The sequence below is a fragment of the Chryseobacterium sp. HNCC26DJ239 genome, assembly GCF_057180445.1.
This window is the reverse complement of record NZ_JBXUGJ010000001.1, coordinates 668,468-688,344: the sequence shown is the minus strand read 5'-3', so window position 1 is coordinate 688,344 and position 19,877 is coordinate 668,468. Positions and strand designations below refer to the sequence as shown.

Here is a 19,877-nt window from a genome sequence, read left to right as displayed (position 1 = left end):
AAATATGTCAGAATTAAAAAAGAGACTTTCGTCTATTCTTGAAAGTCCGAAACATAATGTAGAAGAGAAACTAGAAAAAGTTTGTCATCTTTTGGATCAGGAGATTGCTTATTTCAATTGGACAGGTTTTTATTTCAAAAACGGAGATAAAGACGAGTTGAAATTAGGTCCTTATGTTGGAGCTCCAACAGACCATACGATTATTCCTTACGGAAAAGGAATTTGCGGTCAAGTGGCGGTATCAAACGAAACGTTTGTAGTTCCAGATGTACACGAAGAAAGTAATTATTTAAGCTGTTCTATCGATACTAAAGCAGAAATTGTGGTTCCAATCTTTAAAGATGGACAAAATATCGGGCAAATCGATATAGATTCTCATACGATAAATCCATTCACAGACGAAGATAGAGAGCTTTTGGAGTGGCTTTGTGAAGAAGTTGCAAAAATTCTTTAGTAGATTTAAAGTAATTTTAAAGTCTCGAAGTGACGTTTTATTAAAGTGTACGGTGCAATCCTATCAATTTTAATAAGTAAAATATAAACAAAATCTCCGGCTCTTCGAGCCGGAGATTTTTATTGGTTTCGGGCGGGGAAAATCTTCGATTTTCCCCGCCCGAAACATTTTTATAATCAAATTTTTAAAGGTTTTCAGAATTAAATTCCGCCATTAATTCTTTAAAATAACTTTCGCACTTTGCAATATGTGTTCCGTACCAAGAAAAAGCTTCACCATCAACAATCATAATTTTTTTATTGGGGTAAATTTCTTTCAGTTCTTCAATATGTTTTTCTTTAAAAGGAAAGGGTTCAGATGAAAGCATAATAACTTCGGCATCTTTTAAATCTTCAACTTGAATTTCAGGATAACGTTTCTGGTCTTTAAAAATATTAATGAAACCTATTTCGTGTAAAATTTTATGAATAAAAGTATCTGAACCAATCGTCATATAAGGGTTTTTCCAGATAAGATAAGCAGCTTTAATGGGTGATTTTAGTTTGGTGCTTTGAAGAATTTCATAAATTTTAAGATTAAAAAGTTGGGCAATTTCTTCTTTGTGGAATGTTTTTCCTAAACTTTTTAAAAGATAATAATTGTCTTCAATATTTTCAACATTGGTTACGGTTACTTTGAATTCTGGCATTAAAGCTTCAACCTGTTTTTTTACATTTTCTTCTTTGTTAGCAAGTATTAAATCGGGTTTTAGTGCTTTTATTTTTTCAATATTGATGTTTTTTGTACCTCCAATAATGGGAACATTTTTTACCTTTTTAGAAGGGTGAATGCAGAATTTTGTACGACCAATAATTTCGTTTTCAGTTAAGCCTAAATCAAATAAAGCCTCGGTAATAGAGGGGACGAGAGAAACAACTTTCATTGTAACTTAATTTGCTTGTTTGTAAATATTTTCAAGTGAATCTTTTTCCCTTTTCTTTTTGCTTGCACGAATAAAAAAAGGTACTGAAGCGCCAAGATGAAGTCCTCCAGCGGTTATAAACATTATGCCTATTGATTTTCCTACACCTTCTTCATCGTTTTTGTGAGTATTAATAATGTTTATTCCGTATATAATAGCTCCTGTTCCTAAACCTACAAATGCAAACCCTACAATTTTATTAATTCTAATTTGTTTTGCGAGGGCTGCTTTTTCGTTTTCTAAAGAAACTGTAGCTTTAGATGGATGGATTGTACCTGTTTCAGTATTGTAAGTATTTTGCGAAAATCCATAGGTGAAAATGGTGAAAAAAGTGATGATTAAGTTTTTTTTCATCGTTTATGTGTTTTACAAAAGTTTTCCGGTTAAGAACATCGCTGCAATTGTGAAATAAATAATCAAACCGGTTACGTCTACCAAAGTAGCTACAAATGGAGCGGATGAAGTTGCGGGGTCTAGTTTGAATTTTTTAAGGATAAACGGAACCATAGAGCCAGAAATTGTTCCCCAAAGTACAATCATAGCTAAAGAAATTCCGGCGCTAATGCCGATGAAAAGCCAATATGTTCCGTAATCGAACCAGCCCAGTTTGTGCCAAATCATAATTCGAAGAAAACCAATTAAACCTAAAAATGTTCCTAAAACAATTCCGGTAAGGAGTTCTTTTTTCATAACAACCCACCAGTCTTTTATCGTGATTTCTTGTAGAGCCATTGCACGGATAATCAAAGTGGCAGCTTGCGAACCAGAATTTCCGCCACTCGAAATAATAAGCGGAATGAATAATGCTAAAACAACTGCTTTTTCGATTTCATTTTCGTAAAAACCCATTACAGAAGCGGTGATAAGCTGTAAAAAGAAAAGTACAATGAGCCAAAGTCCTCTCTTTTTAATCATTTCCCACCAATGTGTTTGAATGTACGGGTCATCAAGTGCGTCAACACCCCCGAATTTCTGAATGTCTTCGGTGTTTTGTTGCTCAATTTGGTCTAAAATATCATCAATCGTAACAATTCCTACCAAAACTCCAGCTTCTGTGATGATGGGAAGTGCTGCGCGGTCGTATTTTTCGAAATATTGTACCGCATCTTCTTTTGTTGTGTTGGTGGTGATGGCAACGAAGTGATTATCAGTTATTTCTGAAACTAAAGTGTCTTCTTCAGCAAGAAGTAAACTTCCTAATGCAATATCGTCAATCAATCGGTTTCTTTCATCAACTACATAAAGATAGTTCATGGTTTCTACCTTGCTTCCTACTTTTTTTATTTGTTGCAGACATCTTTTGATGGTCCATTCCTTTCTGATTTGAATGTAATATGGAGTCATTAGACGCGCAATAGAATTAGACTTATAACCTAAAAGTTTAAGTGCAATTCTTCTTTCCTGTGGGTTGAGATGATTAATGGAATATTTAATCAATTCGTCTGGGAAATCTTCAAAAAGCGCCGTTCTATCATCGGGAGTCATGGCGTTTAGGATTTCAGAAACATCGTCGCTACCGATACTTCGGATAGTTTCTTCCTGGAAATCTGGGTCTAAATGCGAGAAAACATCTGCTTTATACTCTTTCGGAACTTTCAAAAAAGCCAACAGTCTTTCGTCAGCGGGTAATTCGCTAAGTCTTTCGGCAATATCGGCAGGATTGAAGATAAGTTCGTCAGTATGATTCAAGGTGTAATATTTTTAGCAATGCAAAAATAACTCAAATTTTAAAAATGACCGCCGAACTGGTTAAATTTAAGGATTTTTTAAACCTAGATATTGGTTTTTTTCTGAGGTTTTATTTTTCTGAGATTTTTCTGAAGTTCTTTTAAAGCTCCTGCGGTTCCTATTTTGATGGAGTTTTCGGCAGATCCCAACAAACGCATGTTTTTTTTGTAGGTGTCATAAGAAGATTCTGTTACCAGTTTTCCTGTCTTGTCGAAAAGCTTCATGCTTACAATAACTTGGTTTGAAAAAACATATTTACCAAGCCCAACTTTGAAATATTTTACTTTAGAAACCGTAACAAAATCTGCGTCATTATTTAGAGCGTAATCCGAAATTGTTTGCTGGTCGTTGGTTTCAAAGGGGAGTTGGGTTTCAGTTTTTAGCATTCGAGTTCTTTTATGTAAACTTACATTATCTGAAACTGCGCTAAAGAATGCTAAATTGGTAGGTTCTTTAATCTCCTCAACATCGGGTTCTACCTCTGGGTTGAAGTAAAGTATATTCGTATCATCAAGTGTTTTTTGGGCTGAAATTACTTGAAAATTCAGACTAAAAACAGTAAGTAAACAGAGGAGTAGTTGTTTTTTCATTTTCCGAATGCAAAAATACTGTCTTTTAGTGAGATAAGAGATGCTTTTTTAAATAATTTTATTGTAATATTTTCAGTTTCGGAAAAATGTTGTACTTTTGCACCTGTTACATAATAATCATTAAACAATATTGGAATGTACTTAACAAACGAAAAAAAGCAAGAAATTTTCGCAAAACACGGAAAATCTGCACAAGACACAGGAAGTGCTGAAGGACAAATCGCTCTTTTCACTTTCAGAATTAACCACCTTTCTTCTCATTTGAAGAATAATCACAAAGATTTCAACACAGAAAGATCTTTGGTGAAATTGGTAGGTAAAAGAAAAAGCTTATTAGATTACCTTAAAAACAAAGATATCGCAAGATATAGAGCGATTATCGCTGAATTGGGATTAAGAAAATAATCAATACAATTTTCAAAACAAGGCAACTTCGAAAGAGGTTGCCTTTTTATTTTTCATGAAAACTGCTGTTTTTCACCAAAATATATCAAGATATTATTACATTTGCCACTTCGATAATTAAAATGTTCGTGAATAAAAGAATTTTTACTTTTTGTGCTGTTATTTTATCAGTTTCTTTATTTTTTTCTCAAAGTTTAGATAGTTTAAAACATCGTAAATGGGCATATTCCGGAGGTTTTGAGTATGGTGGAATTATTCCTACCAATGAACAACTCAATTTTTACCGACACAAAGCTTTTACGGGATACAATGTTCAGTTTTTAAAGCAAACAGACGGAAGCCGTGAATGGGAAAAATTATATAATTATCCGCAATTTGGTTTTGGTTTTTTTGCACTTGATTTGTTGAAAGGGAAAGATATGGGAAGTCCGTATGGTTTTTACGGTGTTTATAATGCGAAATTAAAACAATGGAATCGCCTAAAATGGATGCATAGCGTAAATTTAGGAATGTCTTTTAATTCTAACGAATACGATTTCGATAATAAGTTTTACAATATTACCTTAGGTTCGAAAACAAATATGTTTATCAGTTTGGGAACTGGTTTGCAGTATGAAATTGGGGAGCATTTTGATCTAGGTCTGAATGTAAAATTCAATCACCTTTCCAACGGGTCTACAAAAATGCCCAACAAAGGTTTGAATATGGCTGCAGCGCAACTAAGCCTTGTTTATTATCCTGAAAGAGCAAAACCTATCGTTTCAGATACTGTTTCCACTCCGGTAGAAAAACATAATACTCTAGAATTTTCAGTTTTTGGATCAAGAAAAGATACATTTTACAGAGGCGATAACCGTTTCGACTTGAAAATGTATGAAGGCTACAATTATAATGTGTATGGTGGTGATGCTTTATATATGCATCAATACTCCAATAAATCTGCATATGGAGTAGGAGTTGGGCTTACCTATGACGAAGAATACAATCATCAAGGTTATGTTGTAGATAGTACATTATACGAAAAGAAGCGATTTTCCCATGATAGATTATTGATAAGCGTAGTTCCTACGTATCGTTTGATGATAGGAAAAATGTACGTGAACGTTGGTTTAGGAGTTTATCCTTTTAAAACAACAAGAAAATACGACGAGAATATGATTTTTCAGAGAGTTTCTTTGCAATATCAGATTACAGACAGGCTTTCTGCTTCATTTGGAATACGTGCATCAGATTTCCATGTTGCAGATTATTTAGAGTGGAGATTGGGATATACTCTTTACAAAAAGAAAAATCGGAAGTAGTTTTTTGAAAATATTTATCATGTAGAAAAGATAAAATATAGGCTAAATCTTTAAATAAAATCTATTTTACCAAATAATAGCTTAAATTTGCAAACGAATTTTTAGACGAATTTATATAAATCGCACTCAATACGGAGTGTTTAAACAAAATTATTTATGAGTATACCTCAAGCGTTTACAGAAACGATTACTCTTGCAGACGGAAGAGAAATCACTATCGAAACGGGGAAATTGGCGAAACAAGCCGATGGATCTGTAGTAGTAAGATGTGGCGGAACAATGCTTTTAGCAACTGTTGTAGCCAACAAAGAAGCAAATCCTGGTGTGGATTTTTTACCTTTAACGGTAGATTATAGAGAAAAATTCTATGCAGGTGGAAGAATTCCTGGGAACTTCTTCCGTAGAGAAGCAAAGCCTTCTGATGATGAAGTATTAACAATGAGATTGGTGGACAGAGTTTTACGTCCGTTATTTCCTGAAGATTTCCACGCAGAAGTACAGGTAATGATCTCTTTGATTTCTTATGATAAAGAAGTAATGCCTGAAGCTTTGGCTGGTTTGGCTGCTTCAGCGGCAATCGCAATTACAGATATCCCTTTCAATGGACCAATGTCTGAAGCTAGAGTCGTAAGAATTGATGGTGAACTAAGCATCAACCCAAGCTACGAAAACCTTAAGAAAGCAGATCTAGACATTATGGTAGGAGCTACAAAAGACTCTATCGTAATGGTGGAAGGTGAAATGAAAGAAATTTCTGAACAAGAAATGTTAGAAGCTATTATTTTCGCTCACGCAGAGATTAAAAAACAAATCGAAGCACAAGAAAGATTAGCAGAAAAAGTAGGAAAAGCTTTCCCTAAGAGAGAATATTCTCACGAAGTTCACGACGAGGAAATCAGAGAAAAAGTTTGGAAAGAAACTTACGATAAAGTATTTGAAGTTGCAAAAACACCTTCAAGCAAAGAAGAAAGAGCAGAAAAATTCAAAGCGGTACGTGAAGAATTCCTTGCTCAGTATGTAGATAATGCTGAAGAGCTAGAAAGAGTAACACCTTTCGTAAAAATTTATTACCACGACGTAGAGAAAGAAGCAATGCGTCAAATGATTTTAGAAGACAACATTCGTCTAGACGGGCGTGATCCTAAAACGATTCGTCCAATCTGGTCAGAGATCGATTATCTTCCAGGAGCGCACGGTTCTGCAGTATTTACAAGAGGGGAAACTCAGTCTTTAACTGCTGTTACTTTAGGATCTGTAAAAGATGCTAATATGGTTGATAGCGTAATTTCTCAGCACGACGAAAAATTCTTCTTACACTATAACTTCCCACCATTCTCTACAGGTGAAGCAAGACCTTTAAGAGGAACTTCAAGAAGAGAAGTTGGTCACGGAAACTTAGCTCAAAGAGCTTTACAGGCTGTAATTCCTGCAGAAAATCCTTACACAATCAGAATCGTTTCTGATATTCTTGAATCTAACGGTTCGTCTTCAATGGCAACAGTTTGTGCAGGAACATTGGCTTTGATGGACGCAGGTGTGAAAATTACGAAACCAGTTTCTGGAATCGCAATGGGATTAATTACCGATAAAAAATCTGGAAAATGGACTGTACTTTCTGATATCTTAGGAGATGAAGATCACTTAGGTGATATGGACTTTAAAGTAACAGGAACTGCAGACGGAATCACAGCTTGCCAAATGGACATCAAAATCCAAGGGCTTTCTATGGATATCATGGAAAAAGCTCTTATGCAAGCTAAAGATGGAAGATTACATATCTTAAATAAAATAACGGAAACGATTGCTGAACCAAGAGAAGATGTGAAACCTCACGCTCCGAAAATGGTGGTAATGGAAATTCCTAAAGAATTCATCGGTGCAGTAATCGGGCCTGGTGGAAAAATCATTCAGCAGATGCAAAAAGATACAGAAACGGTTATTGCAATTGAAGAAATTGGAGAAATCGGTCGTATCGAAATCGCAGGAACTGACAGAGAAAAAATCAATGCTGCGGTTGCTAAAATTAATGAAATTACTTTCGTACCAGTTGTAGGAGAAGTTTACAATGGTAAAGTAGTAAAAGTAATGGATTTTGGAGCTTTCGTTGCTATTGCTAAAGGTACAGAAGGTCTTCTTCATATCTCAGAAATCGAGTGGAAGAGATTAGACAAAGTTCCTTATGCTGAAGGTGATGAAGTTGAGGTGAAATTTATGGGTTATGACGACCGTAAGAAAATGAAACTTTCTAGAAAAGTTCTTTTACCAAGACCTCCAAGACCTGAAGGGAAACCAAAAACAGAAGGAAAACCACAAGGTGATAAGCCTGCGGAAAACCAAGCTCCTACTGAAGAAGCTTAAAATAATGAAAACCATCGGATTTGCTCCGGTGGTTTTTTGTTGTGTAATAGAGTGTTATGCTTTAAATTCTTTTTCATATCTTTGCTGTTCATTACACTCCCTCAGTTTTCATTTTTCTCACTGCCGAATTTATGCGCCGGCAATCTGAATTTTCACTACTGAAAAATATTTTAGATTTCCGACAAAAATTTAAAATCACTTTTCAACAAAGGTTGTTGAAATTATTTTTTACAATTTAAATTTTTAAAAATATATGGCAGATTCTTTCTCCAAAAAAGAAAACTTTAAGAAAAAACTACAAAAGCAAAAAGAAAAAGCTCTTCGTCGTGAAGAGCGTAAGGAAAATAATGCTAAAGGCAAAAGTCTGGATGATATGATTATGTATGTTGACGAAAACGGGCAACTTACTTCTACACCACCAGATCAAAGAGAAAAAGTAGAGATTAGCCTAGATGATATTCGTCTTGGGGCAGCGCCAATTGAGGCTGAAGACCCAAGAAAGACAGGAATCATTACTTTCTTCAGCGAAAAAGGATACGGATTTATTACAGAAGACAACTCGAAAGAGAATATTTTCTTCCATACCAATAACGCTACAGAACCTTTGAAAAAAGGGAACAAAGTTTCTTACGAAAAAGAAAAGTCGCCGAAAGGTTTTTCAGCAATCGACATCAAGATTGTGAAATAAGATATAAAAGAGCTTCATTTGAAGCTCTTTTTTTTGGTTTGAGAAAGTTGTTTTAAAAGAGAAAGCCACACGATAAAATCGTACGGCAGCGGTGGGGTTATCATTTATTTATATGAAATGAGTATTAAACTGTTGTAGAGTTTGGTAAAATAGGTAAATGACTATGATAATATGAATGCGAAGACCATAATGAAGGGTTTAATAGAATCATATAATCAGGGTCAAAAGGTTTAAAATTACCATAATCTAGTTTTTGATTAATATCAGTAATCCAGATTTCGTTATTTAGAATATCATATTTTACAGTCAAAAGTAAATCTTCAGAGGCATTGTCTACAAGATTTTCATATAGATTTTTAGTCGCAGTTTCGTAAGCATTATTTCCAGAATAATTACAAGAAAAAATCTCTCTATTTTTATTGTCCAATACTTTTAGCCCGCCAAAACCTTGTTCTTGAGCTAAATTATTATACGTTCTCCATCTCCATTGAGCAAAACCATATTGTTCATTTTCTTTGGTGAAAATTATTATTCTATCTGGATTATTTTGGCTAATAATTGTACTCAATACATTCTGTAAATTTTCATTAGCCTCTAAATAATATTCAATTTTTTTACTTAGTTTGTCCCAATTTTTAATATACCTTAATGTTTCTTTCTTTTTTAAAAGAGTTCCTATAAAAACATTTTCTATATATTCTTTCATATTACTAACTTGTTGAGATGTAATATCTTTGCCTAATAGGTTGGTGTATTTTATTGTTGTACTCATAATACTAAAATTTATATTTAAAACTAGGTAAATTATCGTCCCTGCTGCCGCACGAATCCTTTCGTGTGGTCAGACTTCTTAGAAATCAAACATTCTAAAAACTACAATGTTGTCTAACAAACCTTTTTCATCAGAATAGTCTACAGCACTGCTGTATCTATAGTCTTCGGCTCGAAAAACCAAACCTGCTTCCACAGGATTTTTATAAAGGTAAAAAATAATACAATTTTAGAAATTGCTTTTTAAAAAAAAAAACCACACGAAGGGATTCGTGCCGAGGAATTTGAGCAAAACTAAAAGTTATGCTTAAAAGTAAAATTAATATTGAAAGGTGTTTTTTCAAAAAATTATTTTTTCAAAAACTTTAAATAATACGAATAAAAATATAATGGGAAAAATGATATAAACAAACTTATCAAAAAAAATGCTAAGGAATTAAAAGAATTTTCAATGTAAATGACTACAAATAAAATTAAAACAAATACAATTGCAGGGATTACGAAATATTTTTTTTTCCTATTTTCTTTTTTTATAAACAAAAGAAATAAAGAAGAAGAAAAAAAGAGTGTACTATAAAAAATATAATTTGCCAAATATATTATAGCCCCTTCTTTAGCGTGAGGATATTCTTTATGAAAAATACCATTATCCAAATAATAGTCACAACATAAGTGAAGTACTACTAGTCCTAAAATAAATTGTATAATAGAGTACAGCAAATCATTGAACTTACCAATACTAATTGTAATAATCAATACAACCGCCACAATTAGCATAAAAAAATTTAAACTCATAATACTTTATTTTATTGTTATTTGACACTATCCCGTAAAGTGTGTAAGTAGAAAAGTTAGGCTTGGATTTTATAATCTGAGCCTATTTTCAAAAATAATCATAAATTCGTTTAAAATAACACCCCGCTGCGCAAAGTCTCCCGACTTTGTGCATGCTATTCATCATAGCTATTATACTTCCAAAACTCATTCTTTTTTATTATATCAATTATAGGATTATCTGCCAGTTCAACTTTTAATAATCCTTTGTCATTTGCATAATTACTTGCTGAAGAATAGATGTAATGTTGTGCTTTTTCAACAATACCCGCTCTTATCGGGTTTAGGTGTATGTAGTTCAATTTATCCCACATAAAATGTAGGGTGTATATTTCTTCTGCGTGATTTCCGTATTGCCAAAACTGATAGTTTTTATTTCTACCATGAGTTTCTGTAGCTTTTTTGAATAAGTCAAGCATCCATTGCCTTCTGCTTTCAGGCTCTGTCTGTATTGCTTCTAAAATATTTTTGCTCGTAAATTTTTTGAAATCCCTAATCAGATCTGATAATTTGCCATCTTTCGATTGCACGATTAAATGGATATGATTGCTCATAATGACGTAGCCAAACAATAACATTCCTTTTTCTTTTATACAATAATCTAAAGAGGAAATTACAATGTCTTTATAAATTTTTCTTGTGAAAATATCTATCCAATCTACTACTGTACAGGTAATAAAATGCGGTTTTTCCTGATCTTTTATAGTGTAGCCTTCTTTCATTTGTTTTTGTTTTTAAATGTTGTGGAGTCGGGGACTTTCAGTAGCGAAGATAAATTTAAGAAAATTTGTTTTGGCTTTGTGTTGCTCAAAGTCGGAAGACTTTGCGCAGCTGTGTACGAAAATTTGTTTGAGTTGATATTGCTCAAAGTCAGGAGACTTTGCGCAGCGGTGATTTTCAGAATGTGTTGAAATTAGTTTTTCCCAAATATATGATTTCTCCATAAAAAAAGATTACGGCAGCCCGTAATCTCCTAACTATTTTCTAAACTTCTTCTTTTTCTTCCATGGCGCATTTTTCTGCACGTCTCCTGCCATAATACATCCGAAAGGCATTACTTCATCTAGAATTTCGCAAAGACCATATTCTTCAATCTGAGCTCTTACGTTTTTGGCAGACTTGTAGGCGCTTGGCAATTCAGAGATGTCGATATCATTGGTGAAGAAACGAACGTCAATTCCTTGAGTTTCTTCTGCGAAGATTTCTTCTGTGGTTTTATGCGCCAAAGATTTTTTATGAAAACTTCTGCTGAAATTTCTTCCTGCTCCATGAGGTGCAAATCCTAAATTTCTTTCGTTGGTTGCTCCCTGAACAATCAAAACAGGTTCTGCCATATTCAACGGAATCAATCTTGGACCCGTAATATCGGGCATAAATTTATCATCAAGTGGCGTTGCTCCTTTGGCGTGATAAAACAAATCTCCATCTCTGAAAACGAAATTATGCTCGTTCCAATATCTGTCTTGTTTTTCAATATTCAGCTTTTCTAAAGTCGCGTTGTGAATAGATTCGTGGTTTTCTTTGGTCCATTTTCTAATCAATTGTAAGGCGTTCCAATATTGTTGTCCTTCTTCGGTTTCAAAAGGAATCCATGCATTTTCTTTTAAAGTTTCTGGCGAAAGTTCCATTCTGAAACGATTGGCGACTTTCATTCCTTTATCATACAACGCAGCTCCTGGAGCTCTGGAACCGTGATGCGTTACCATCATTGTATTTCCTGTTTTTTTTTGATGTTCCTACAAAAAGAAAGTGGTTTCCATCACCTTGAGTTCCCATGTGTGAACGTGCGATGCTGATTAATTTTTCATCATTTAAAAAATCATTTTCTCTGAAAGCACCCATCAACTCTTGAGACATCGCCATTTGCTCTCCTCTTGGTCTTCCTCCATATCCAAAATGCGTGATAGAATGGGCTGCATCTAAAACTTCTTGCGGATGAGTTTTCCCAAAATCCGTCAACATCACAGAGCAACAAATATCTGCGGAGTGAAAACCTGGGTGCAACGCATTTTTCGCCACCACAACACCGCCTACAGGAATCTGACCTTCAGGACCAGTCGGACAAGCATCGGGCATAATCGCACCATGAACCAAAGTAGGTGTTTTCATCAAAACTTTCATCGTGTTGATTACTTTTTCCACATTATCGGTTTCATTTTCGTGTTCTGCTCTTATGTTAATGACAAAATCTTTCGCCACTTTATGTAACGGAATTGGGTCTGGTGTTTTAAACTGCTCCAAATATTCCATCATTTGGGTTTCATCCAAGTTGTTGTTATTAATATGTTCCAAAGCTTCGGCAAACCATTTTCCCGGTCTGTATCCTAAAGCAATCAATTCGTTTCCTGTAATTGTGTTCATTGTTTTTGTTTTTATTTGGGCGTTTTTGCCTGTTTTTTGTCATTGCGAGGAGGGACGACGAAGCAATTTTTTGAATTTTTTTCATTAGTTTTTAATGGATTGCTTTGCTTCGCTCGCAAAGACAAGTTGTTTTCTCATTTTCTAAGTGCAAAGTAAATACTGAAGTGTGCAATCTTTTTGCGTAGTAAAAATTTTTTTAATTATTTTTGAATTTAATTTGCGATAAAAGACATGAGAATTTTTTAAGACATGAGTCATATCGGTTTTTAATTACATGATTTAGGGTATTTAACAGCTATTAGTTTAAAAAAAAACTTTGATTTTTTATGGTGTGTAGTGAGAGGATGAGGTTTTAATTTGTTCGATAGTATTTTATTAATGTAAACAATAAAGATGGTTTATTTTCTGGTTCTTTATTTTGTTTTGTTTTTTTGTGTTATATTTTTTATTAAAATGCAAAAGTCAAAATCAGTAAAAGATTTTATGTGGCGATTATTGCGAAGCGATCTTTGTATTTTAAATAAGATTGAAAATGTAAAATGCTTCACTTTTGTGACGGGAAAAAGGAATGCAGAATACAGATTTAAGAGAGTTGATCTAGTGATGTTGGAAGATGCACTTTTTATTTTTGGTTTTAACAATTTGCTTGGAAAGAAATTATACACATCTCATATCATTATAACCTCAAATTACGAATTTTACAAAAAAAGTTTTCCTACAATTAAAATACCTGAAAAATTTAAAAGCAACCTTAATTCTTTTAATGGAGATGTTTATATAGAATGTGTAGAATCTGATGGATTTTATAATAGTATAGAAATTAGATTAGAAAACTTAACTAACGAGGAAAAACAATTTATTCACATATAAAATTATATTATGTTATTCGAACAATTAGAAAAATCGGCAGAGGAAATTCAGTTTAAAGATGTTATCGCTTTTATCGATGAACATTACGATTTCACGCCTACAAAATTTACCAACGGAAATACGGTAAACGAAGCCAACCAAAATAATGGTTCTTGCAAAGTTTTCAGTTTTGCAGAATTGAATAGTCTTTCACAACAAGAAACTTTAAATCTTTTCGGTGAATTTTACAGAGAAGATGTGCTTAAAAATCCAGAAGGAACAGACCATCAAAACATCAGAAACTTCATACAATTCGGTTGGGACGGAGTTTCTTTTGAAGGGAAGGCTTTGACGAGGAAATAAATTTGGGTTAAATGCAAAGCGTAACTTTTTTTACTCAAATTTATAAGACGCAAGGATTTATCGTAGATAAAAATTAATAATGAATGGTTCCTAAAAGTTTTTAGAATTAATTTCATATTGGTGTTGAAAAAAAAGCTTTATATTTTAACCACCCCGTCAAAAAATCTTAGATTTTTCGCCACCCCTCCAAAGGAGGGGAATTTTTACAGGTTTTATATTCTTGAATCAATTTAACTCAATCTTAACCTTAACCTTAACCTTAACCTCAAAAAATGTCCTCCAATAAAAACGCTCTTATTCGCTACAAAGCTTTAGACAAGTGTCTGAAAAATAAGTACAGAAAATATACGCTGGAAGATTTAATTGATGAATGTTCCGAAGCTTTATTTGAGTTCGAAGGAAAAGAATCTTTCGTGAGTAAACGTACAGTTCAGCTTGATTTGCAGAATATGCGAAGCGAAAAATTTGGCTACGAAGCGCCAATTGAGGTTTACGAAAGAAAATATTACCGCTACAGCGACCCGGAATACAGTATTCATCAAATTTCGGTAAATGAAAACGATTTGAAAGCGATGAATAATGCCGTGCAAATTTTGAAGCAGTTTAAAGATTTTTCGATGTTTAAAGATATGAATGGTGTTATTCAGAAATTGGAGGATTCTATTCAGTCGACACAGAAAAAATCGGTCATTCATTTGGATAAAAATGAACGATTGAAGGGCTTAGAATTTATTGATGTTTTGTATGAAAGCATTGTCAATAGAAAGGTTTTAAAGATTTTGTACAAAAGTTTTAAGGCGAGAGATGCTAATTTTATGATTGTGCATCCTCAACTTTTGAAAGAGTATAACAACCGTTGGTTTTTAATTTGTTGGCACAAACAGAAAATGTACAACTTAGCTCTTGATAGAATTTTGGAAATTAATCACGAAGAAAAAATTCAATATTTTGATACAGAATGTGATTTCGACAGATATTTTGGAGAGGTAATTGGCGTTACGGTTTCGGAAAGTCAGCGACCACAGAATGTGATTTTTAAAATTAATGCAAAACACGCTCCTTATGTAATTACAAAGCCACTTCATCATTCGCAAGTTATTTTAAAGGAAGATGAAGATTCTACAACTTTTAAAATTTGTGTTCAGCTGAATTTTGAACTGGAAAGGATGATTCTTGGCTTAGGAGAATTTATAACCGTTTTAAAACCTAATATTTTAAGACGAAGAATTGAAAAATCATTGAAAGAATCGTTTGCCAACTATCAACTTCAAAATAATGAAGAGAACTAATTGAATATGGCTTGAAACTTGTAATATCGCTTACAAATCAATTATTATGAAAAGCAGAATATTACGCACCGTTGTAGCTTTGGTTACTCCTTTGGTGATTGAGTTTATCGTAAAGAAAATCTCAGAAAAATTAGACCAGAAAAAATCTACACAACCACAGATTCCTGAACCAAAAGCTCAGATTTAAAAAGATAAAAGAGACTGCAAATGCGGTCTCTTTTTGGTAATTATTGTATTAGATTTTGATGTAAAGATTTAAATAAAATCATACACTCCGTTCTTCCATCCTAAAACTTTGGAAGAATCTGCATTTAGCCAATTTTTAAGAACAGTGGCATATACTTTTCGAAAATCTTCGGTGTAGATTAGATCGCCTTCATTTAAGTTTTGTAAATCGGGGAGAGCATTTAGAATTCCTTTCTTTTTCAAACCTCCACTAATGAAAAACATTTGGTTGGCTGTGCCGTGGTCGGTTCCTTTGCTTGCGTTTTGGGAAACTCTTCTTCCAAATTCCGAAAATGTCATTAATAAAATATCGTTGAATTTTCCGTTGGCTTTCATATCCGCAACGAAAGATTTTACAGCTTCATTAATGTCGCCAAAAAGTTTTTGTTGTCTTTCATTTTGATTTACGTGTGTATCAAAACTTCCAATAGAAAGGTAATACACTTGTGTATTGATGTCTGATTTAATCAGGGAAGCAACGGTTTTGAAGTCTTTCCCAAGTTGAGAATTGGGATACGTTTGGTCTGTTTTTTTTGCTTTACTTTTCTCGAAAATATATTCGGCGTTGTTGATGGTAGAGCCTAAAGTTTGGTACAGATAAGAAACTGTTTCGTCGTCATGATGATGTTCGTCATACAAAGATTTAAAATATTTTTCCTGACTGGTTTGGTATAATCTCTTCGGATCCTTAAAGGCGAAAGCCTTGTTGTTGTCGCCTTTTAGAGCTAAACTCAGCATGTCGTCAACTTCCAAAGCTTGAGTTGGGTGTTCGCAACGATAGCATTCTTCATCTAAAAATCTTCCGAGCCAACCGGTTTCTAAATATTCATCACTTCGGCTTGCAGAATGCCAAATATCCATACTTCTGAAATGGGATTTGTTGGGATCGGGATAGCCAACATTATTTAGAACAGATAATTCGCCATTGTCATGAAGTTCTTTAAAATAGGAAAGCGCAGGATTGATCCCGGTTTCATCATTTAAGGCTAAAGAATCTTTAATCGAAATCGTATTTCTTTCTTTAAAATAAATATCATTTCTTGTCGGAATAATCGTGTTCAAGCCATCGTTTCCACCAGTAAATTGTAAAACGATTAATATTTTTTGGCTTGGGTTTAGAGCTTCATTAAGCGTCATTGCCTTAAGGAAATTGGGCATGAGAAATGAAGCAGTCGCAAGCGAACTTATTTTGAGGAATTCTCTTCTTTTAATAATCATGACTTTGATTTTTGGTTAAAACAAATCTTGAAACACGTTACATCAATTGATATTCTGGTGTTGACATGAGGTTGATGATGTTCATTTTTAAACTGTTATCAGAAAAATTCTGAACCGTTTTCATATTCAAATTTTCGGGATTAGAAAGTAAAAAATCTTCACAATCCTTTTTGTTGAAGGCTTTTTCTACTTTTGCCCAATCAATTTCGATATTTGGGTTGTTGAAAGATTTTTTCATCGCTTCTCGAGATTTCATTCCCATATCAATATCGTCGTCTTGTCTAGGCGCAACTTCTAAAGGTCGTAATCCAGACCAGATTTGCGGAATTTGAAGTCTTAACATTAAAGTTGAGCTGTCGATCCAAGATTTTCCACTTGGCCAACCTGCAACATTGGGCGGGTACAAAAGCATTTGACCTAAAAGTTTTTGGTAAACAATTAAATTTTCAGGATTTTGTATCGTCATGGGAAGAAGTCTCATCATTCCGACCATCAATTCTGTGGGAGATTTTATCCGATTTCCTATGTTTTTTTTATCATAAAACCAGTCGCTTTCGAAAATTTCGCGCATTAGTTTTTTGAGGTCATAATTTGAACGGTAAAAACTGTCGCTTAATTGATTAATAATGGTCTCATCAGTTTTTTCATTCACAAAAAATTTATAAATTTTTGTCGTGATGAATTTTGCAGTTGTTTTTTGTTCTAAAATAATATTCAAAACATCGTCTCCGCTAAAGTTTCCTGTTTTTCCGAGGAAAGTTTTTGTGCCTTCATCATGTTGTTTAGTTCTTTCAATGAAATTAGCTACTTTGTCGAAACCCCAACCTGTAAAGGCTCTTGCAGCTTCGCGGATATCTTTTTCGGTATAATTTCCTATCCCCATTGTGAAAAGTTCCATTACTTCACGGGCAAAATTTTCGTTAGGATGTCCCTTTTTATTCTGTTGATTATTGAGGAAGCTCAGCATTGCGGGAGATTTGCTTACTTCAAAAAGAAGTTCTCTGAAATTTCCTAAAGCATGTTTTCGAATGATATTAAGTTGATGTTTGTTGAATTTCGGATTGTTGATGCGTGTTGCAAAATGACCATGCCAGAAAAAAGCCATTTTCTCTTGAAGCTGGTTTTTAGAATTTACCATTTTTTCTAGAAAATTAAGATTGAGCTCCTGATTTTGGCGTTGGTTGGTTTTCTGAATTTGGCTTCGCATTTCAGCATTTGCTTTTGCTGCCGTATACTCTTCTGCTTCAATATCTGCAGTTGTGTATTCTATGGTTTGCGAATGATCTTCTGTGAAAAGTTCTTTTAAAAGCTCTTTTCTATTCATCTTTTTTAAATCTGAAACTTGCGAAAGACCAATGCCAAAACCGGCACGCCAAAGAAGATGTTTATTATTGATGAAATTTAACTCGCCCATAGAAATCTTTTTTTTAGTTGGATATTTTTTTAATAGCTAAAGTTAAAATATGTAGCATTAATTTAATATTAATTAAATCAATAATGAAGTATCATTAAGTTTAAAGGTGAAAAATATCAGATTTTTTATTGTTTTTCTTAAGGTAAATCGTTTTTATTTTCGTTTTTGTAAAATACTGGTTTTTAATATTTTGTAAGTTTTTCATTATGTCGTTTCGGGTTGTTTTTTCTCTTTGGCATAGTTTTTACACTTTCCGACTCGTAAAATTTAAAAAATTCATTATTATGAAAACGTTGAAACAAACACTATTTGCTGCGGCATTTCTTACTGCAGGTTTAGTAAGTGCACAAGATGCGGCAATGAATAACATGATTAAAGTTGGAGCTACTGCAGGTATTGCCGTTCCTTCTAATAATACATCTGCTGCAGTTGGGGTAGATGTGGCATATCAAAACTTAATTACACCAGGTTTTGGTTTAGGTATCGCTTCTGGTTATACTCATTATTTTGGAAAAGATAATCAAGGGTATGATAATAACGATGTAGGCGTTGTTCCTGTTGCAGCTCTTTTCAGAGTATATCCTAAACAAACCGGGTTTTATTTTGGAGCAGATTTAGGATATGGTTTCTTGGTGGGAGATAAAAATGTTGCTTCTAACAGTACAGCTTCTAGACCAGATGGAGGTTTTTATCTAAAACCAGAGCTTGGATACCATAATCAAAACTGGAATTTCTTTGTTCAGTACCAAAAGGTATTTACAGGAAGTGGGTCAGATTTGCCGTCACAAGATTATAATGTGGGAAGTATAGGTGCAGGTTTTTCTTACAATATTCCGCTTGGGAAATAAAAAAAAATCAATATAACCGATTAATAAACAAACCTTTTCTTATTTTTGAAAAGGTTTTATTTTATCTTCTCAGAAATACCAAAACAATTATTATATTTACTAAAATTTGTGATTATGAACTTGAACCCGAAATTCCCCCTCTATCTACCGGGAGTAAAAAATACCAAAAATGAGAATGTAACCATATTAGGAGCCAACCTTCGTGAAGATGAAACGGTACTTGCATACTATGTTTCGGGAGGTGAAGGTCTGGAAATGAAGATTCAGAAAAAATATGTTACCAAAGATTTTTCTTCTTTAAACGAAATTGTGCGCGATTTTATTGCAGAAAACTCTCTTTCGAGCACAGAGCGTTTTGGAATTTCTGTTCCTGGACCTGTCATTAACGGGAAAAGTAGCCCTGCAAGATTGGGTTGGAATCTTGATGTACAAGATTTTAAAACAGAATTTGGTTTCAAAGAGGTTTATATGTTGAACGATCAAGAGGCTTCAGCATACGGAATGGCGCTTTTAAATGATACAGATTTGGAAGATATCCGTTCTGGTGGACATTTGGAAAGCGGAAACGTTGCTATCATTGCACCTGGAAATGGATTAGGTGAAGCAGGGTATTTTTTCGACGGAAAATACTTAAGACCTTTTGCAACAGAAGGTGGTCATTCAGAATTTTCGCCACGTACCAATGTAGAAGTAGAGTTTTATCAGTTTTTGAATAATCTGTATGGTATTGTAAGTTGGGAAAATGTTTTGTCTAAATCTGGGTTGTTTAATATTTATAGATTTTTGAGAGATGTAAAAAGGCATCCTGAATCTGAAGACCTTTCTGAAAGATTGAATAAAGGTAACTTTGTAGAAACGCTTTACCAATCTGCGACAGAAGAAAATGAAATGATTAGCAAAATTGCTTTAGATACCTTTTTAGAATTTTTGGCTAGAGAAGCAAATAGTTTAACGCTTAAGCTGAAAGCAACAGGAGGTTTGATTTTGGCGGGAGATATTCCTCAGATGCTTGTTAATTATATCGATAAAGATAAGTTTTATCAGAAATTTAAAATCAGTGATAAAATGGAGTCTATGCTTCAGAATATCCCTATCTATCTTGTAAAATCAAAAAGCACAAGTATAAACGGCGTCGCTCTTTATACCGCTTATTATCAAGATTAATATATAGCTCTGGTATTTTACCGGAGCTTTTTTATGATAATATTCATGCCAGAAAA

The 19,877-nt window shown here is 33.7% G+C and carries 19 protein-coding genes and 1 pseudogene; 11 read left to right on the top strand and 9 right to left on the bottom strand.

The features are described 5' to 3' along the window. Positions 1-4: 4 nt before the first annotated feature. The gene (locus AC2A1D_RS03195; protein WP_484042223.1) at positions 5-454 is read left to right on the top strand and encodes a GAF domain-containing protein; all 450 of its coding nucleotides are present in this window, start codon (positions 5-7) and stop codon (positions 452-454) included. Positions 455-638: 184 nt separating this feature from the next. Here AC2A1D_RS03195 and AC2A1D_RS03190 read toward each other — a convergent pair whose 3' ends face one another. From AC2A1D_RS03190 to AC2A1D_RS03175, 4 genes are all read right to left on the bottom strand, one after another. Next, a complete protein-coding gene (locus AC2A1D_RS03190; RefSeq protein ID WP_484042222.1) occupies positions 639-1,376 on the bottom strand; it encodes an ABC transporter substrate-binding protein in 738 nt (245 codons plus the stop codon). A 6-nt stretch (positions 1,377-1,382) separates the two neighbouring features. Next, the gene (locus AC2A1D_RS03185; RefSeq protein WP_484042221.1) at positions 1,383-1,769 is read right to left on the bottom strand and encodes a hypothetical protein; all 387 of its coding nucleotides are present in this window, start codon (positions 1,767-1,769) and stop codon (positions 1,383-1,385) included. Positions 1,770-1,781: 12 nt separating this feature from the next. Next, complete coding sequence (gene mgtE, locus AC2A1D_RS03180; RefSeq protein WP_484042220.1) at positions 1,782-3,104, bottom strand: magnesium transporter; 1,323 nt, start codon at positions 3,102-3,104, stop codon at positions 1,782-1,784. Positions 3,105-3,187: 83 nt separating this feature from the next. Further along, positions 3,188-3,733 carry a pyruvate decarboxylase gene (locus AC2A1D_RS03175; RefSeq protein WP_484042219.1) on the bottom strand — a complete coding sequence of 182 codons (546 nt, stop codon included), beginning with the start codon at positions 3,731-3,733 and terminating at the stop codon, positions 3,188-3,190. Between the two features lie 135 nt (positions 3,734-3,868). On the opposite strand from AC2A1D_RS03175, the gene rpsO reads away from it, so the two are divergent. The 4 genes from rpsO to AC2A1D_RS03155 all read left to right on the top strand — a co-directional run bounded on the left by rpsO (position 3,869) and on the right by AC2A1D_RS03155 (position 8,485). After that, complete coding sequence (rpsO, locus tag AC2A1D_RS03170; RefSeq protein WP_484042218.1) at positions 3,869-4,138, top strand: 30S ribosomal protein S15; 270 nt, start codon at positions 3,869-3,871, stop codon at positions 4,136-4,138. Between the two features lie 128 nt (positions 4,139-4,266). Beyond that, positions 4,267-5,439 carry an acyloxyacyl hydrolase gene (locus AC2A1D_RS03165; protein ID WP_484042217.1) on the top strand — a complete coding sequence of 391 codons (1,173 nt, stop codon included), beginning with the start codon at positions 4,267-4,269 and terminating at the stop codon, positions 5,437-5,439. Positions 5,440-5,595: 156 nt separating this feature from the next. Continuing rightward, positions 5,596-7,797 carry a polyribonucleotide nucleotidyltransferase gene (locus AC2A1D_RS03160; protein WP_484042216.1) on the top strand — a complete coding sequence of 734 codons (2,202 nt, stop codon included), beginning with the start codon at positions 5,596-5,598 and terminating at the stop codon, positions 7,795-7,797. 253 nt (positions 7,798-8,050) lie between these two features. Continuing rightward, a complete protein-coding gene (locus AC2A1D_RS03155; protein WP_484042215.1) occupies positions 8,051-8,485 on the top strand; it encodes a cold shock domain-containing protein in 435 nt (144 codons plus the stop codon). Positions 8,486-8,609: 124 nt separating this feature from the next. Here AC2A1D_RS03155 and AC2A1D_RS03150 read toward each other — a convergent pair whose 3' ends face one another. From AC2A1D_RS03150 to AC2A1D_RS03140, 3 genes and pseudogenes are all read right to left on the bottom strand, one after another. Then, positions 8,610-9,257 (bottom strand): hypothetical protein, encoded by a 648-nt coding sequence (locus AC2A1D_RS03150; RefSeq protein WP_484042214.1) that lies wholly within the window; start codon positions 9,255-9,257, stop codon positions 8,610-8,612. A 949-nt stretch (positions 9,258-10,206) separates the two neighbouring features. Then, positions 10,207-10,812: an REP-associated tyrosine transposase gene (locus tag AC2A1D_RS03145; protein WP_484042213.1), complete on the bottom strand. Its 606-nt coding sequence runs from the start codon at positions 10,810-10,812 to the stop codon at positions 10,207-10,209. 255 nt (positions 10,813-11,067) lie between these two features. Then, positions 11,068-12,451: pseudogene (locus AC2A1D_RS03140) on the bottom strand (RtcB family protein). Positions 12,452-12,904: 453 nt separating this feature from the next. Between AC2A1D_RS03140 and AC2A1D_RS03135 the strand changes: the two are divergent. From AC2A1D_RS03135 to AC2A1D_RS03120, 4 genes are all read left to right on the top strand, one after another. Beyond that, the gene (locus AC2A1D_RS03135) at positions 12,905-13,321 is read left to right on the top strand and encodes a hypothetical protein (protein WP_484042212.1); all 417 of its coding nucleotides are present in this window, start codon (positions 12,905-12,907) and stop codon (positions 13,319-13,321) included. Between the two features lie 9 nt (positions 13,322-13,330). Beyond that, a complete protein-coding gene (locus tag AC2A1D_RS03130; RefSeq protein WP_484042211.1) occupies positions 13,331-13,663 on the top strand; it encodes a HopJ type III effector protein in 333 nt (110 codons plus the stop codon). Positions 13,664-13,935: 272 nt separating this feature from the next. Next, entirely contained in the window at positions 13,936-14,952 is a 1,017-nt protein-coding gene (locus AC2A1D_RS03125; RefSeq protein ID WP_484042210.1) for a helix-turn-helix transcriptional regulator, read from the top strand. A 46-nt stretch (positions 14,953-14,998) separates the two neighbouring features. Beyond that, entirely contained in the window at positions 14,999-15,139 is a 141-nt protein-coding gene (locus AC2A1D_RS03120) for a hypothetical protein (protein ID WP_484042209.1), read from the top strand. 68 nt (positions 15,140-15,207) lie between these two features. On the opposite strand, the gene AC2A1D_RS03115 is transcribed toward AC2A1D_RS03120, so the two are convergent. Beyond that, positions 15,208-16,395 (bottom strand): DUF1501 domain-containing protein, encoded by a 1,188-nt coding sequence (locus AC2A1D_RS03115; RefSeq protein ID WP_484042208.1) that lies wholly within the window; start codon positions 16,393-16,395, stop codon positions 15,208-15,210. A gap of 37 nt (positions 16,396-16,432) precedes the next feature. Beyond that, the gene (locus AC2A1D_RS03110; RefSeq protein ID WP_484042207.1) at positions 16,433-17,809 is read right to left on the bottom strand and encodes a DUF1800 domain-containing protein; all 1,377 of its coding nucleotides are present in this window, start codon (positions 17,807-17,809) and stop codon (positions 16,433-16,435) included. Between the two features lie 284 nt (positions 17,810-18,093). On the opposite strand from AC2A1D_RS03110, the gene AC2A1D_RS03105 reads away from it, so the two are divergent. Together AC2A1D_RS03105 and AC2A1D_RS03100 are read left to right on the top strand one after the other, a co-directional pair. Then, complete coding sequence (locus AC2A1D_RS03105) at positions 18,094-18,657, top strand: hypothetical protein (RefSeq protein ID WP_484042206.1); 564 nt, start codon at positions 18,094-18,096, stop codon at positions 18,655-18,657. 114 nt (positions 18,658-18,771) lie between these two features. After that, complete coding sequence (locus AC2A1D_RS03100) at positions 18,772-19,821, top strand: glucokinase (RefSeq protein ID WP_484042205.1); 1,050 nt, start codon at positions 18,772-18,774, stop codon at positions 19,819-19,821. Positions 19,822-19,877: the final 56 nt, after the last annotated feature.